Raw genomic sequence first — 15,098 nt, forward strand, 5'->3', positions numbered from 1 at the left:
GACTCTATCAGACCCTTTTCCGATCCGATTTCCTCGGCGCTTTCCAGGTTTCCGCTTCCGCGTTTCCCTTTCCGGCGGTTCCGACTTTATCAGAGCTTTCTGAGTCGGATTTCCCTCGCCGACCGGACATGGTCCTTGGTGCCTGAGTTGGCCCGGGTGCCCCGTCGGGAGGAGTTGTAAACCTACTGGAGCGGGGCGCCCCGATGCAAATCGAGGCGCCCCGCTCCCAGTTGACCCGTCCTCAGGCCCGACGGCCCGTCAGACCTCCACCACCACAGGCAGAATCATCGGCCGGCGCCGGTAGGTGTCGGACACCCACTTGCCCAGCGTGCGGCGCACCAGCTGCTGGAGTTGGTGGGGTTCGACCACGCCGTCCTGCGCGGAGCGTTCGAGTACCTCCGTGATCCTCGGGGCCACCTCACCGAAGGCGGAGTCCTCGATGCCGGAGCCTCGGGCCTGGATGTGCGGGCCACCGGTGATCTTCCCGGTGGACGAGTCGATGACCACGAAGACCGAGATGATGCCCTCGTCGCCGAGGATCCTGCGGTCCTTCAGAGCAGGCTCGCCCACGTCGCCGACGGAGAGGCCGTCGACGTAGACGTAGCCCGCCTGGACCTTGCCGGAGATCTTCGCCTCGCCTTCGAGCAGGTCGACGGCGACGCCGTCCTCGGCGATGACGATGCGGTCGTGCGGGACGCCGGTCAGGGCACCCAGTTCGGCGTTGGCGCGCAGGTGGCGCCATTCACCGTGCACCGGCATCAGGTTCTTCGGGCGGCAGATGTTGTAGAAGTACAGCAGTTCGCCCGCGGACGCGTGGCCGGAGACGTGGACCTTGGCGTTGCCCTTGTGGACCACGTGGGCGCCCCAGCGGGTGAGGCCGTTGATCACGCGGTAGACCGCGTTCTCGTTGCCGGGGATCAGGGACGACGCCAGGATCACCGTGTCGCCCTGGACGATGCGGATCTGGTGGTCGCGGTTGGCCATGCGGGACAGGGCCGCCATCGGCTCGCCCTGGGAGCCCGTACAGACCAGGACCACCTCGCTGTCCGGGAGGTCGTCGAGCGTCTTGACGTCCACGACCAGGCCCGGTGGGACCTTCAGGTAGCCCAGGTCGCGGGCGATGCCCATGTTGCGGACCATGGAGCGCCCGACGAAGGCTACCCGGCGGCCGTACTCGTGCGCCGCGTCCAGGATCTGCTGGATGCGGTGCACGTGGCTGGCGAAGCTCGCGACGATGATGCGCTTGCGGGCGCCGGCGAAGACCTGCCGCAGGACGTTGGAGATCTCCCGCTCGGGCGGGACGAACCCCGGGACCTCGGCGTTCGTCGAGTCCGAGAGGAGGAGGTCGATGCCCTCCTCGCTCAGGCGTGCGAAGGCGTGGAGGTCCGTGAGACGGCTGTCCAGCGGGAGCTGGTCCATCTTGAAGTCGCCGGTGTGGACCACCATGCCCGCCGGGGTGCGGATGGCCACGGCCAACGCGTCCGGGATGGAGTGGTTGACCGCGATGAACTCGCAGTCGAAGGGGCCGATGCGCTCGCGGTGCCCTTCCGCCACCTCGAGGGTGTACGGGCGGATGCGGTGCTCCTGGAGCTTGGCCTCGATGAGGGCGAGGGTCAGCTTGGAGCCGATCAGCGGGATGTCCGGCTTCTCGCGCAGGAGGTAGGGGACGCCGCCGATGTGGTCCTCGTGACCATGCGTGAGGACGATGCCCTCGATATCGTCCAGGCGGTCCCTGATGGACGAGAAGTCTGGCAGGATCAGGTCGATTCCGGGCTGCTCCTCCTCGGGGAAGAGCACTCCGCAGTCGACGATCAGCAGGCGGCCGCCGTACTCGAAGACCGTCATGTTCCGGCCGATCTCGCCGAGGCCGCCGAGTGGGGTGATCCGCAGGCCGCCTTCGGGGAGCGGCGGGGGCGGGCTGAGTTCGGGGTGCGGATGACTCAAAAGACTCTCCTCAACCACGCGCGCCACGTACCGGTAGGGCACGTGGCGCGCATGACGTTCGTGCAGAAGCAGTTGTCGTGTGGAGTGGTGCGGGCACCGGTGGCCCGCCTATTCAGTTGTGAAGCAGGTGCGCGGGGGCCGCGCGAAGTCAGGTGTCAGAGCTGTACCCCGCCGGCGGCAAGATCGATCTTGAGTTGCTCGATCTCCTCGGGCGCGCATTCGACCATGGGGGCGCGCAGGGGTCCCCCGGGGAGTCCCTTGAGGGCGAGCGCCGCCTTGGTCGTCATCACGCCCTGGGTGCGGAACATGCCCGTGTAGACGGCGAGCAGCTTCTGGTGGATCTCGGTGGCCTTCTGGACGTCGCCCGAGGTGTACGCCTCGACCAGGGCGCGCAGCTCGGGGGTGACCACGTGGCCGACGACCGAGACGAAGCCGACCGCGCCCACCGAGAGCAGGGGCAGGTTCAGCATGTCATCGCCGGAGTACCAGGCGAGGCCGGAGCGGGCGATGGCCCAGCTGGCGCGGCCGAGGTCGCCCTTGGCGTCCTTGTTGGCGACGATGCGCGGGTGGTCGGCGAGGCGGACGAGCGTCTCCGTGTTGATCGGGACGCCGCTGCGGCCGGGGATGTCGTAGAGCATGACCGGCAGGCCGGTCGCGTCGGCGACGGCCGTGAAGTGCCGGTAGAGGCCCTCCTGCGGGGGCTTGTTGTAGTACGGAGTCACGACGAGCAGGCCGTGGGCGCCGGTGCGCTCCGCCGCGCGGGCGAGCTCCATGCTGTGGTGGGTGTCGTTGGTGCCGACTCCGGCCACGATGTGGGCGCGGTCTCCGACGGCCTCGAGCACCGCCCGTACGAGATCGGCTTTCTCCGCGTCGCTGGTGGTCGGGGACTCGCCGGTGGTGCCGTTGATGATCAGGCCGTCGTTGCCTGCGTCCACCAGGTGGGTGGCGAGTCGCTGCGCGCCGTCGAGGTCGAGTGCGCCGTCCGCCCTGAAGGGCGTGACCATGGCGGTGAGGACCCGCCCGAAGGGGGTCTGCGGAGTCGAGGTCGGAGCCATGGGTTACACGCTACTCGTTGCTCAGGACCGGGTCTGCCCTCGGGGCAGGCGACAAGTCGTGACAAAGGTGGAGCCCGGCACTGCCTGCTCGGGGGTTCAAGCAGTGCCGGACCCGTTTGATCAGGCTAGATGAACTTAACCAAATGCCGCAATACGGACACTTCGCCCGGCTGAACCGTACATCTGTACCTGATCGGGGAACCGGCGCGCGCTACGGCGCCACGCGTCCGTTCGCGTTGAAGGCGGCGTACGTGAGCGGCATGAGCCGGGCCCACTCGGCCTCCAGCTTCTCGCCGACCATCTCGATCTCGCGCTGCGGGAAGGACGGGACCCTGGCCAGCTCGTGCTGGGTGCGCAGGCCGAGGAAGTGCATCAGGGAGCGGGCGTTGCAGGTGGCGTACATCGAGGAGTACAGGCCGACCGGGAGGACCGCGCGGGCCACCTCGCGGGCGACGCCGGCGGCGAGCATCTCCTGGTAGGCCTCGTACGCCTGCCGGTAGGAGTCCTCCATCACGCGGCCGACCAGTTCCTGCTGGGCCTGGGTGCCCTCGACGAAGACGTACTTGCCCGGGCGGCCCTCCTGGACGAGCTTGCGGGACTCGTCGGGGACGTAGAAGACCGGCTGGAGCTCGCGGTAGCGGCCGCTCTCCTCGTTGTACGACCAGCCGACGCGGTGCCGCATGAACTCGCGGAAGACGAAGATCGGGGCGCTGATTAGGAAGGTCATCGAGTTGTGCTCGAAGGGGCTGCCGTGCCGGTCCCGCATCAGGTAGTTGATCAGGCCCTTGGAACGCTCGGGGTCCTTGTCCAGCTCTTCCAGGGACTGCTCGCCGAGGGTCGAGACGCGGGCGGCGAAGAGGACGTCCGCGTCGGACGCGGTGTGCTTGACCAGCTCGACGGTGACGTCGCTGCGGTAGCTGGGCTTGGGGTCGTCGGCGGGGGTGTCGGTCACGGTTGGCAGGGCCTTCCCATCTCGTCGTGTGGCGACGCCACTCTACGGCCCGGCGAAATCAGCGCGATCGGTGGCGTGCCGCAATGAAGTCGGTGAAACAGGGCACCTCTGAGGGAGTTCGTTCGTCTCTACAGACGAAAGTGATCCGTTCCACCCCTGAAGGGAGACGCACCCCTGATGTTCGGTCGGCGTGAACCCGTACCGTTTGCCTTCGTCGCCGAGGCCGACAGGTTCCGCAGCAATGTCACTCCCCCACCGCGTGAGCGGCTGTCCGTCGGCGAGAGGGCCGGCCGCTGGCTGCTGGGACTCACCATCGTGGCGGGGCTCGCGGGGTCCCTGGTCATCGGGACGCCCGCGCTGACGCCCGACCACACGGCCGGTCAGCCTCAGCAGTCGCAGGCGTCCGAGAGGCGCTGAAGCACCCGGGCCGGCCCTGACTCCATCCGGCCCCCGCCAGTGGTGACCGGGGACACAGATCGGTAGCCTCACCGGGCACAGCCCACGCATGGATCGAGTGAGGACCCGCCGTGCCCCTGCCCTTCCTGACGGCCGACCGCGTTTTCGAGGCGGCGGACGACGTGCCGCTCCCTTATGACGACCGTGACCGCTGGCGGCGGCCGTACCGGCCCGGGCCCTGGCGGGTGGGAGCGGCGGCCCTGGCGCTGCTGCTCGCCTCGTTCGTGCTGTTCGCGGCGGTCATCATCGCGGTGACGGCCGAACTGACCTCGGCCGCGGTGGTGTTCGGCCTCGCGCTGCTCGTCATCGCCGGAGCGCTGCGACTGCTGCGCGTGGGCGTGTGGGTGAGCGCCCTCGGGCTGCGGCACGTGGGCTTCTTCATGACCCGTACGGCGCCCTGGGGGCAGGTCGCCTCCGTCCGCACGGTGCAGCAGCCGGTGCGCTGGCTGGGGCTGCCCCGGACGGTGCAGGGTCAGGCGCTGCTGGTCGTCCGGCGGGGGCAGTCGCCCGACGGCGGGCCGGCGCTGCTGACCACACACAACGCGGACTTCCTGGGCCGGACGGAGGCCTTCGACCGGGCGGCCGACTCGGTGGAGGCCTGGGCCGACGAGTACCGGCCGCACTGACGTCCCCGGGAGCCCCGGAATTACATGCCGCAGGGGCCGGACCGTTCGCGGTCCGGCCCCTGCGGCATGAGCGGGGTGCGGTTCAGGCGGCTTCGGGCTGCTTGCCGTCGTGCAGGGCGATCGCGCGTTGCATCGCCTTGCGGGCGCGCGGGGTGTCGCGGGCGTCGTGGTAGGCGACGGCGAGGCGGAACCAGGTGCGCCAGTCCTCGGGGGCGGCCTCCGTCTCGGCCTTGCGCCGGGCGAAGACCTCGTCGGCCGAGTCCCGGTCGATACGCCCGCTGGGGGTGCGTTTCAGGTCGTCGACGGGCAGGCCGCCCTCGGCGTCGAGTTCGGCGGCGAGGGCGTTGGCCCTGCGGACGAACTGGGTGTTCTTCCACAGGAACCACAGGCCGATGACCGGCAGGATCAGCACCGCGACGCCGAAGGTGACGGTGAGGGGTGTGCCGCTCTCGATGAGCAGCACACCGCGGCTGCCGACCAGGAGGAAGTAGACGAGCAGGGCGGCGGCCGTGAGGGCGTAGGTGAGCTTCGCGCGCATGACGGTCAGCGGCTCAGTTCAGGTCCAGGAAGTGTTCCAGGCCGAAGGTCAGGCCCGGGGTGCTCACCACGCGGCGGACGCCGAGCAGGATGCCCGGCATGAAGCTGCTGTGGTGGAGCGAGTCGTGCCGGACCGTCAGGGTCTCGCCCTCGGCGCCGAGCAGGACCTCCTGGTGGGCGAGCAGGCCGCGCAGCCGGACCGCGTGGACCGGAACGCCATCGACATCGGCGCCGCGGGCACCGTCCAGGGCGGTGGCCGTGGCGTCGGGGGCCGGGGCGGTGCCGGCGGTGCGGCGGGCCTCGGCGATGAGCTGGGCGGTGCGCGTGGCGGTGCCGGAGGGGGCGTCCACCTTGTTCGGGTGGTGCAGCTCGACGACCTCGACGGACTCGAAGTACGGGGCGGCGATCTGCGCGAACTTCATGGTGAGGACGGCCCCGATGGAGAAGTTCGGAGCGATGAGCACGCCCGTCTCCGGGGACTGCTCCAGCCGGCCCGTCAGCTGCGCGAGGCGCTCGTCGGTCCAGCCGGTGGTGCCGACGACCGCGTGGATGCCGTGGCCGACGCAGTAGTCGAGGTTGGCCATGACCGAGTCGGGCGTGGTCAGTTCGACCGCGACCTGGGCGCCGGATTCGGTCAGCGTCTCCAGCTTGTCGCCCCGGCCGAGGGCCGCGACCAGTTCCATGTCCTCGGCGGCTTCGACGGCCCGGACGGCTTCCGAGCCGATTCGGCCCTTGGCGCCGAGGACCGCCACGCGCAGCTTGCTCATCTCTTGTGCTTCTTTCACCAGGGGTTTGTCAGGCGATGGCGTCGTTGAGGCGGGTCGCCTGTTTGTCCTTCAGCGGGCCGATGACCGACAGGGAGGGCTGCCGTCCCAGGATCTCGCGGGCGACCTCGCGGACATCGTCCGGGGTGACCGACGCTATCCGGGACAGCATGTCGTCGACGGACATCTGCTCGCCCCAGCACAGCTCGCTCTTGCCGATACGGTTCATCAGCGCGCCGGTGTCCTCCAGGCCGAGGACCGTGGACCCCTGGAGCTGGCCGATCGCGCGCCCTATCTCGTCGTCGGAGAGGCCGTGCTCGGCGACGTGGTCGAGTTCGTCGCGGCAGATCTTCAGCACGTCGTGCACCTGCGACGGCCTGCAGCCCGCGTACACCCCGAACAGGCCGCAGTCGGCGAAGCCCGAGGTGTACGAGTACACGCTGTAGGCCAGGCCGCGCTTCTCGCGGACCTCCTGGAAGAGGCGGGAGGACATACCGCCGCCGAGGGCCGTGTTCAGCACGCCCAGGGCCCAGCGCCGCTCGTCCGTGCGGGACAGGCCCGGCATACCGAGCACGACGTGCGCCTGCTCGGTCTTGCGGTCGACCAGTTCGAGGCGGCCCGCGGTGCGCAGGGCGCGCTTGCCGCCGCGCGGGGCGACGGGCTCGGCGGCGAGGTCCTTGAAGGCACCGGCCTTGTCGAAGGCGGCGCGGACCTGCCGCACGACCTTGGCGTGGTCGATGTTGCCGGCGCAGGCGACGACCAGGTGGGTCGGGTCGTAGTGCTTCCTGTAGAAGCGGCGGATGCGGTCGGCGGTGAGGGCGTTGACCGTGTCGACCGTGCCGAGGACCGGGCGGCCGAGGGGGTTGTCGCCGAACATCGTGTGCGCGAAGAGGTCGTGCACGCAGTCGCCCGGGTCGTCCTCGGTCATGGCGATCTCTTCGAGGATGGCGCCCCGCTCGACGTTGACGTCCTCTTCGAGGATGAGGGAGCCCGTCAGCATGTCGCAGACGACGTCGATGGCCAGCGGCAGGTCGGTGTCGAGGACGCGTGCGTAGTAGCACGTGTACTCCTTCGCCGTGAACGCGTTCATCTCGCCGCCGACCGCGTCGATGGCGGAGGAGATGTCCAGGGCGGACCTGCGGTTCGTTCCCTTGAAGAGCAGGTGCTCCAGGTAGTGGGTGGCGCCGTTCAGCGCGGGGGTCTCGTCGCGGGAGCCGACGTGCGCCCAGATGCCGAACGTGGCGGAGCGGACCGAGGGCAGGGTCTCGGTGACGATGCGCAGGCCACCGGGGAGGGTGGTCTTGCGGACCGTGCCGATGCCGTTCTGGCCCTTGATGAGGGTTTGGGTACGGGCGACGGCCCGCGCCTCCGAAGAGGTGCGGGCCGTCGCCTTGGAGCCACGGGACGTCACTGCTCGGCGTCGTCCTTCTTGTCGTCGGAGCCGGCGGCGGAGCCGCTGCTGGACTCGGCCTCGCCCTCGATCACGGGGATCAGGGAGAGCTTGCCGCGGGAGTCGATCTCGGCGATCTCGACCTGGACCTTGGCGCCCACGCCGAGGACGTCCTCGACGTTCTCCACGCGCTTGCCGCCGGCCAGCTTGCGGATCTGCGAGATGTGCAGCAGACCGTCCTTGCCGGGCAGCAGGGAGACGAACGCGCCGAACGTGGTCGTCTTCACGACCGTGCCCAGGTAGCGCTCGCCGACCTCGGGCATCGTCGGGTTGGCGATGCCGTTGATCGTGGCGCGGGCGGCCTCGGCGGAGGGGCCGTCGGCGGCACCGATGTAGATCGTGCCGTCGTCCTCGATCGTGATGTCGGCGCCGGTGTCCTCCTGGATCTGGTTGATCATCTTGCCCTTGGGGCCGATGACCTCGCCGATCTTGTCGACCGGGATCTTCACGGTGATGATCCGCGGCGCGTTCGGGGACATCTCGTCCGGGGTGTCGATCGCTTCCATCATCACGTCGAGGATGTGGAGGCGGGCGTCACGGGCCTGCTTCAGGGCGGCGGCCAGGACGGAGGCCGGGATGCCGTCCAGCTTGGTGTCGAGCTGGAGGGCGGTCACGAAGTCCTTGGTGCCGGCGACCTTGAAGTCCATGTCACCGAAGGCGTCCTCCGCACCGAGGATGTCGGTGAGGGTGACGTAGTGCGTCTCGCCCTCGATCTCCTGGGAGATCAGGCCCATGGCGATACCGGCGACGGGTGCCTTCAGCGGCACACCGGCGTTCAGCAGCGACATGGTGGAGGCGCAGACCGAGCCCATGGAGGTCGAGCCGTTCGAGCTGAGCGCCTCGGAGACCTGGCGGATGGCGTAGGGGAACTCCTCGCGCGCCGGCAGGACCGGGACCAGGGCGCGCTCGGCGAGGGCGCCGTGGCCGATCTCGCGGCGCTTCGGGGAGCCGACGCGGCCGGTCTCGCCGGTGGAGTACGGCGGGAAGTTGTAGTTGTGCATGTAGCGCTTGCGGGTCACCGGGGAGAGGGTGTCCAGCTGTTGCTCCATGCGGAGCATGTTCAGGGTGGTGACGCCCAGGATCTGGGTCTCGCCACGCTCGAACACCGCGGAGCCGTGGACCCGCGGGATGGCCTCGACCTCGGCGGCCAGGGTGCGGATGTCGGTGACACCGCGGCCGTCGATGCGCTTCTTCTCCTTGATGACGCGCTCCCGGACCAGGGTCTTGGTCAGCGAGCGGTACGCGGCGGAGATCTCCTTCTCGCGGCCCTCGAACTCCGGCAGGAGCTTCTCGGCGGCGAGCTGCTTGACGCGGTCCAGCTCGGCCTCGCGCTCCTGCTTGGCGGCGATGGTGAGCGCCTGGGCGAGCTCGGGCTTGACGGCGGCGGTGAGCGCCTCCAGGACGTCGTCCTGGTAGTCGAGGAAGATCGGGAACTCGCCGGTCGGCTTGGCGGCCTTGGAGGCGAGGTCCGACTGGGCCTTGCAGAGCACCTTGATGAAGGGCTTCGCGGCGTCCAGACCGGCCGCGACGACCTCCTCGGTCGGCGCCTCGGCGCCGCCCTCGACCAGCTTGATGGTCTTCTCGGTGGCCTCGGCCTCGACCATCATGATCGCGACGTCGCCGTCCTCCAGGACACGGCCCGCGACGACCATGTCGAACACGGCGTCCTCGAGCTCGGTGTGCGTCGGGAAGGCCACCCACTGGCCGCGGATCAGCGCGACGCGGACGCCGCCGATCGGGCCGGAGAAGGGCAGGCCGGCCAGCTGCGTGGACGCCGAGGCCGCGTTGATCGCGACGACGTCGTACAGGTGGTCGGGGTTGAGCGCCATGATCGTGGCCACGACCTGGATCTCGTTGCGCAGGCCCTTCTTGAAGGACGGGCGCAGCGGGCGGTCGATCAGGCGGCAGGTGAGGATCGCGTCCTCGGAGGGACGGCCCTCACGGCGGAAGAAGCTGCCGGGGATCTTGCCGGCGGCGTACATCCGCTCCTCGACGTCCACCGTGAGGGGGAAGAAGTCGAGCTGGTCCTTGGGGTTCTTGGAGGCGGTGGTGGCCGACAGCACCATGGTGTCGTCGTCCAGGTACGCCACGGCGGAGCCGGCGGCCTGCTTGGCCAGCCGGCCCGTCTCGAAGCGGATGGTGCGGGTGCCGAAGGCGCCATTGTCGATGACGGCCTCGGCGTAGTGGGTCTCGTTCTCCACTAGCGTTTTCTCCTCGTCCTCGTCTCCACCGCCCGTGTGGCGGGGAGACGGTTGCGGAGAAGCGCGCCGGGCTGTGCGGGCCGGTCTTCGATCGAAGCACCCGGGGCTCACTTCCCCCGGGGGCCACTACCGAGGACCGGCGGCGGCTAGGTGCGCTTCTCCTCTTCTTGTCGTGCTGTGTCGTCCGTATTGCGTTGTGCTACGTCGTCCGTATTGCGTTGTGCTACCACACTACAAAGCAGGGGTGACACTCCGCACGTACAGCAAAGGGAGCGGTCCCCTTTCGTCCGGGGTCCGCTCCCTGCACGGCGTCCTACTTGGCGCCCGCCGCACCACGGCGGATGCCGAGGCGGTCGACCAGCGCACGGAAGCGCTGGATGTCCTTCTTCGCCAGGTACTGCAGCAGCCGGCGGCGCTGACCGACCAGGATCAGCAGGCCACGGCGGGAGTGGTGGTCGTGCTTGTGGGTCTTGAGGTGCTCGGTCAGGTCGGAGATCCGACGCGAGAGCATGGCGACCTGGACCTCGGGGGAGCCGGTGTCGCCCTCCTTCTGGCCGAACTCGGTGATGATCTGCTTCTTCGTAGCGGCGTCGAGCGGCACGCGTACTCCTCGTAGTCTGCAATGGCCACCGAGTGCCCCCGGTCTGTGTCTCGGGGGAGCTTCCATGACTCGGAAGGCGGGGATCCGCTGGGCGCGGCCTCCAGAGCGGTGGGCTCCGGGGGTGCGTACACAAACGGCCGTCGACCAGGGTACCAGGCGGTCGGGGGCGTCTTTGCCCTGGTCTCCGAAGATCCCGGCGGGACCCGAGGGGGCCACTAGGGTGAGCCAAGTCGGATCGTACGTCGGGAAGGGGTCGCTGCGGCATGGCGGAGACGGCTGAGGAGATCAAGGCACGCAAGGAGCGGGAGCGGGACGAGCTCTACGCCCTCGACATCTCCGGTGTCGAGTGGCACAGCGCACCGGGCACCGAGGAGCACGAGGAGCGGGTCGAGATCGCCTATCTGCCCGAGGGGGCCGTGGCGATGCGGTCCTCGCTCGACCCGGACACGGTGCTGCGCTACACGGAGGCCGAGTGGCGGGCGTTCGTGCTGGGGGCGCGGGACGGGGAGTTCGATCTGGAGCCGGGGGCGCACGACGGGAAGTCCGCCGCAGGGCAGTAGATGTCGCGGTGGGTGTTGAGGGGCGAGCCGGTGATCCGGCTCGCCCCTCGTCACTCTTCTTCCGGCACCGAGGCGGCCGTCTTGATGACCTCAACCGACCCCAAGGCGGCTGTGCGGCAAGGCGGTTCGCGGTTCTTCACGCTTATCGCCCTGTTTGTTCACCAAAGTGTGTGCTGTGTACGTCACTTCCGGGCAGCTTCCGGGCAGGTTGTGACGCGGCGGACAGGCCCTCGGGGGTGGACGGGCCTGCCGGGGCGGGGCTTGTGGTGATTAGGCTGGGACGGGGCGCGCCGTCAGAACCCGTGGTAGGCGTCGGCGTCCCAGGGGGAAGCGGGGGAGCCTGTGGATCGGACTGCCTCGGACGACCTCGATACGCGACAAACGACTTCGCACGATGTCGGACGACAAGCAAGGGTCGCCCCAGCACGGCATGAGGGTGCTCGACCACACCAGGAGGAACACTGTGAGCAGCGATCGGGACGGGATCCGCGGGGGCTGGGCCACACCCGGCGATGACCAGCCCGACGCGGAGTCCGCAGCAGAGGTGACGGGCGAGTTCACCATCGACTACGCGCCGCCCGCCTGGTACACGCAGAACGCCTCGGGGAGTTCGAGCTCGGGGCAGGGTGCGGGGGCGTCCGAGGAGTCCAGTGCGTCCGGGGCGCCTGCGGGTTCTGGAGGGGCCGGGGGGCCCGCGGGCCCCGGGGGTTCCGGGGCGCCGAGGGGTCCGGTGCCGCCGCTGCCGGGGCTCACTCCGCCCCCGCACGCCAATCCTTCCGGTGGGGCGTCGTCCCTTCCTTCGACACTTCCGTCGTCCACTCCGGGGCAGGGCTCAGCGCCGGCTCCGGCGCCCGGGGCGCCTTTCACTCCGCCCGCGCCGCCGCCCGCTCCTGGCGCTCCGTTCACGCCTCCGGCGCCCGCGCCGGGTACGCCCTTCGCGCCGCCCGCACCGCCCGCGCCGTCCGGCGGCGGGCCGTCCGCCGTGCCCAGGCTGCCGATGGGGAGCGGTTTCGAGCCTCAGGGGGCGCAGCCGGGGGCGCCGTCCCAGGGGCAGTCCGAGGTGCCTGCGTCCGAGGCGCCCGCGGCCTCTCCTACGGCCGTGCCGAACATCCCCGTCGGGGGATATCAGGCGCAGTGGACGCCGTCGGCCACACCCGAGGCTGCTCCTGAGGCTCCGGCCGGTCCGGCTGCTTCGGCTGTTCCGGCTGTTCCGGCGGCTGCTTCGGCTGCTTCGGCTGCTGAGGAAGCGGAGCCGGGCAACGGTGATCTGGACAGCGGTGCCACCATGCGCTTTTCCGCCGTCGCCCTGAAGCGGGAGATCGCGGAGCGCGCGGCTGCGGATGAGGCGCGGCTGGAATCGACGGACGAGGGCCAGGTCGAAGGCAGGGGCCAGGACGAAGACGGCTCCGTCGACTCGGTCGCTTCTGGCGCGACCGAAGAACCCGAGCCGGGCGAAGACTCCGGCGGTGACGTCGAGGGTGCGCCCTCCGACACCGACGAGGATGCCCCTGCGGGGGCGGACGCGGGTGACGTGTCCGGTGGGGATGATGCCCCTGCTTCCGAGGGCGGCGAGGCCGAGGTTGTGGATCCTGTGGCGGTTTCCGCGGCGGAGGCCGACGATGCCGTGCCCCAGGAGGACGCACTTCAGGACGCGGTCTCCGCGCCGGAGACGCCCGAGACACCCGAGACGCCGGTGGACGCAGTGCCCGCGGATGCGGTGACCGCGGACGAGGCCCCTGCCGCTCCCGGGCCGGACGACGCGCAGCCGGACGACGCCCAGGCTGCTGCCCAGGCGCAGCCCGGCGACGAGCAGTTGGACAACGCCCAGCCCGCCGACACCCCACTCGCCGACACCCCGCCCGCGGATGCCCCGCCCGTCAGCGCCGGGCCCGCCGATGCAGTGCCCTCGGACGCCGTGCCCGCCGACTCCGCTGCCTCCCCCGAGGACAGCGCTCCGCAGAATGCCCCCACGCCGGGCGTGTCCGACGCCCAGCCGGCCTGGACTCCCCCGACCCCACAGGGCGTGCCGCCGCTGCCGCCGTCGTACCAGCCGGCCGCCCCGGCACCGGCGAGCCAGTGGCCCGCCCAGCCGCAGCAGCAGCCGCAGGCACAGCCCGCCGATCCGAACGCGCAGCCGCAGCCGCAGGCCGCGCAGGGGCAGCCGCCGGTGCCGCCGCAGCCGTCGCTGCCGGCCCAGCAGCCGCCGTTCCAGCCGCAGGCGCCGCAGCCCGCGCCCGCCACCTGGAACCAGCCGGTCGCGCCCACGCCGCCGAACCAGCCGCCCGCCCAGCCCGCACCGCAGCCCGGCGGCTACGGCTTCCCGCAGCAGGGCGCTCCCGCCCCGGCCGCACCGAACGCCCCGGGCGCCTACGGCTTCCCCTACCCCAGCGCACCGGCCCAGCAGCCCGACACCCCACCCACCCCTGCTCCCACACCCCACCCGCAGGACGGCTACGGCTTCCCCCAGCCCGGAACCCAGCAGCCCGGCACTCCCACCCCAGCTCCGGCTCCCGCCCCGGCCGCACCCAACCCCCAGGCCGGATACGGCTTCCCCCACCCCGGCACCCCCAACGCCCAAGGCGGATACGGCTTCCCCCAGCCGCCCGCGCAGCAGGCGCCGGCCCAGCCTCCGGCGCAGGGCCAGCCCGGCGTACCCCCGCAGGCCCAGCCCCCGCACCCCGCCCAGGGCGCACAGCCCGGGCAGCCCGGGCAGCCGCAGCAGCCCGTCGACCCCCGTACCGGTGCCGCCTGGCCGCAGCCCATGCAGCACGACCAGCGGCAGCCGACCAACCCCGGGGCCGCACCGCTCGGTTACACCGCTGCCGTGGAGCTGTCGTCCGACCGGCTGCTCAACAGCAAGAAGCAGAAGGCGAAGAGCAGCCGTCCCGCGGCCGGCGGTGGCCGGTTCAAGATCGGCGGGAAGAAGGAGGAGGCCGAGCGGCAGCGGAAGCTCGATCTGATCCGCACGCCCGTGCTCTCCTGCTACCGGATCGCGGTGATCAGCCTCAAGGGTGGTGTCGGCAAGACGACCACGACCACCGCGCTCGGCTCCACGCTCGCCACCGAGCGGCAGGACAAGATCCTCGCGATCGACGCCAACCCGGACGCGGGCACGCTCGGGCGCCGGGTGCGGCGGGAGACCGGGGCCACCATCCGTGACCTGGTGCAGGCGATCCCGTACCTCAACTCGTACATGGACATCCGCCGGTTCACCTCCCAGGCGCCGTCGGGGCTGGAGATCATCGCCAACGACGTCGACCCGGCCGTGTCCACGACGTTCAACGACGAGGACTACCGGCGCGCGATCGACGTGCTGGGCAAGCAGTACCCGGTGATCCTCACCGACTCCGGTACCGGGCTGCTCTACAGCGCCATGCGCGGTGTGCTGGACCTCGCCGACCAGCTCATCATCATCTCCACCCCGTCCGTGGACGGGGCGAGCAGCGCGAGCACGACCCTGGACTGGCTGTCCGCGCACGGGTACGCCGACCTCGTCTCGCGGTCCCTCACCGTCATCTCCGGGGTGCGCGAGACCGGCAAGATGATCAAGGTCGAGGACATCGTGGCGCACTTCGAGACGCGCTGCCGGGGCGTCATCGTCGTGCCCTTCGACGAGCATCTCGCCGCCGGTGCCGAGGTCGACCTCGACATGATGCGGCCGAAGGTGCGGGAGGCGTACTTCAACCTCGCGGCGATGGTCGCCGAGGACTTCGTCCGTCACCAGCAGTCGCACGGCCTGTGGACCTCCGACGGCAACCCGCCGCCGGTCGCCGCCCCGCCGCTGCCCGGCCAGCACACCCCGGGTCAGCCTCCGCACCCCGGGCAGCAGCAGCCCTTCCCCGGACAGCCACCGGTTCCCGGCCAGCAGGGCCCGGGCCAGCCCGGCCAGTACCCGCAACAGCCACAGCCGCAACCGTATCCGCAGACTGCGGGGCAGCCGCCCTACCCGCAG

The 15,098-nt window shown here is 70.6% G+C and carries 12 protein-coding genes and 1 pseudogene; 5 read left to right on the top strand and 8 right to left on the bottom strand.

The window, feature by feature from the left end:
• Nucleotides 1-258: 258 nt before the first annotated feature.
• The 3 genes from ACZ5TL_RS18470 to thyX all read right to left on the bottom strand — a co-directional run bounded on the left by ACZ5TL_RS18470 (nt 259) and on the right by thyX (nt 3,951).
• Entirely contained in the window at nt 259-1,944 is a 1,686-nt protein-coding gene (locus tag ACZ5TL_RS18470) for a ribonuclease J (RefSeq protein WP_468590930.1), read from the bottom strand.
• Nucleotides 1,945-2,099: 155 nt separating this feature from the next.
• On the bottom strand, nt 2,100-2,999 hold the full coding sequence (dapA, locus tag ACZ5TL_RS18475; protein ID WP_468590931.1) for a 4-hydroxy-tetrahydrodipicolinate synthase: 900 nt from the start codon (nt 2,997-2,999) through the stop codon (nt 2,100-2,102).
• A gap of 211 nt (nt 3,000-3,210) precedes the next feature.
• Nucleotides 3,211-3,951, bottom strand: a complete 741-nt coding sequence (gene thyX / locus ACZ5TL_RS18480) for an FAD-dependent thymidylate synthase (RefSeq protein ID WP_468590932.1) — start codon at nt 3,949-3,951, stop codon at nt 3,211-3,213.
• A 177-nt stretch (nt 3,952-4,128) separates the two neighbouring features.
• Between thyX and ACZ5TL_RS18485 the strand changes: the two genes are divergently transcribed.
• A complete protein-coding gene (locus tag ACZ5TL_RS18485; protein WP_468590933.1) occupies nt 4,129-4,368 on the top strand; it encodes a hypothetical protein in 240 nt (79 codons plus the stop codon).
• Between the two features lie 110 nt (nt 4,369-4,478).
• Entirely contained in the window at nt 4,479-5,033 is a 555-nt protein-coding gene (locus tag ACZ5TL_RS18490; RefSeq protein ID WP_468590934.1) for a hypothetical protein, read from the top strand.
• 82 nt (nt 5,034-5,115) lie between these two features.
• Here the strand turns inward: ACZ5TL_RS18490 and ACZ5TL_RS18495 are convergent, their stop codons facing one another.
• The 5 genes from ACZ5TL_RS18495 to rpsO form a co-directional block, all read right to left on the bottom strand.
• A complete protein-coding gene (locus ACZ5TL_RS18495) occupies nt 5,116-5,571 on the bottom strand; it encodes a tetratricopeptide repeat protein (protein ID WP_468590936.1) in 456 nt (151 codons plus the stop codon).
• A gap of 13 nt (nt 5,572-5,584) precedes the next feature.
• Nucleotides 5,585-6,337: a 4-hydroxy-tetrahydrodipicolinate reductase gene (gene dapB, locus ACZ5TL_RS18500; RefSeq protein WP_468590937.1), complete on the bottom strand. Its 753-nt coding sequence runs from the start codon at nt 6,335-6,337 to the stop codon at nt 5,585-5,587.
• 28 nt (nt 6,338-6,365) lie between these two features.
• Nucleotides 6,366-7,745, bottom strand: coding sequence for a M16 family metallopeptidase (locus ACZ5TL_RS18505; protein ID WP_468590939.1), 1,380 nt, complete (start codon nt 7,743-7,745; stop codon nt 6,366-6,368).
• Complete coding sequence (locus ACZ5TL_RS18510) at nt 7,742-9,985, bottom strand: polyribonucleotide nucleotidyltransferase (protein WP_468590941.1); 2,244 nt, start codon at nt 9,983-9,985, stop codon at nt 7,742-7,744. Before ACZ5TL_RS18510 ends, ACZ5TL_RS18505 begins: the two co-directional genes overlap by 4 nt.
• Before the next feature lie 313 nt (nt 9,986-10,298).
• The gene (gene rpsO, locus ACZ5TL_RS18515) at nt 10,299-10,586 is read right to left on the bottom strand and encodes a 30S ribosomal protein S15 (RefSeq protein ID WP_003993372.1); all 288 of its coding nucleotides are present in this window, start codon (nt 10,584-10,586) and stop codon (nt 10,299-10,301) included.
• Between the two features lie 263 nt (nt 10,587-10,849).
• Here rpsO and ACZ5TL_RS18520 point away from each other — a divergent pair, with 263 nt between their 5' ends.
• From ACZ5TL_RS18520 to ACZ5TL_RS18530, 3 genes and pseudogenes are all read left to right on the top strand, one after another.
• On the top strand, nt 10,850-11,146 hold the full coding sequence (locus ACZ5TL_RS18520) for a DUF397 domain-containing protein (protein WP_468590943.1): 297 nt from the start codon (nt 10,850-10,852) through the stop codon (nt 11,144-11,146).
• 430 nt (nt 11,147-11,576) lie between these two features.
• A pseudogene (locus ACZ5TL_RS18525) lies at nt 11,577-11,690 on the top strand (hypothetical protein); the annotation flags it as partial.
• A 741-nt stretch (nt 11,691-12,431) separates the two neighbouring features.
• Nucleotides 12,432-15,098 (top strand): MinD/ParA family ATP-binding protein (locus tag ACZ5TL_RS18530; RefSeq protein WP_468591227.1); only part of this gene is annotated, 2,667 nt, incomplete at its 3' end.

The sequence above is a fragment of the Streptomyces sp. NPDC033136 genome, assembly GCF_055578235.1.

Bases quoted from the DNA above. Each gene is read 5' to 3' on its own strand.
- dapB (WP_468590937.1), bottom strand. From the start codon at position 6,337: ATGAGCAAGCTGCGCGTGGCGGTCCTCGGCGCCAAGGGCCGAATCGGC.
- ACZ5TL_RS18485 (WP_468590933.1), top strand. From the start codon at position 4,129: ATGTTCGGTCGGCGTGAACCCGTACCGTTTGCCTTCGTCGCCGAGGCC.
- ACZ5TL_RS18520 (WP_468590943.1), top strand. From the start codon at position 10,850: ATGGCGGAGACGGCTGAGGAGATCAAGGCACGCAAGGAGCGGGAGCGG.
- ACZ5TL_RS18495 (WP_468590936.1), bottom strand. From the start codon at position 5,571: ATGCGCGCGAAGCTCACCTACGCCCTCACGGCCGCCGCCCTGCTCGTC.
- dapA (WP_468590931.1), bottom strand. From the start codon at position 2,999: ATGGCTCCGACCTCGACTCCGCAGACCCCCTTCGGGCGGGTCCTCACC.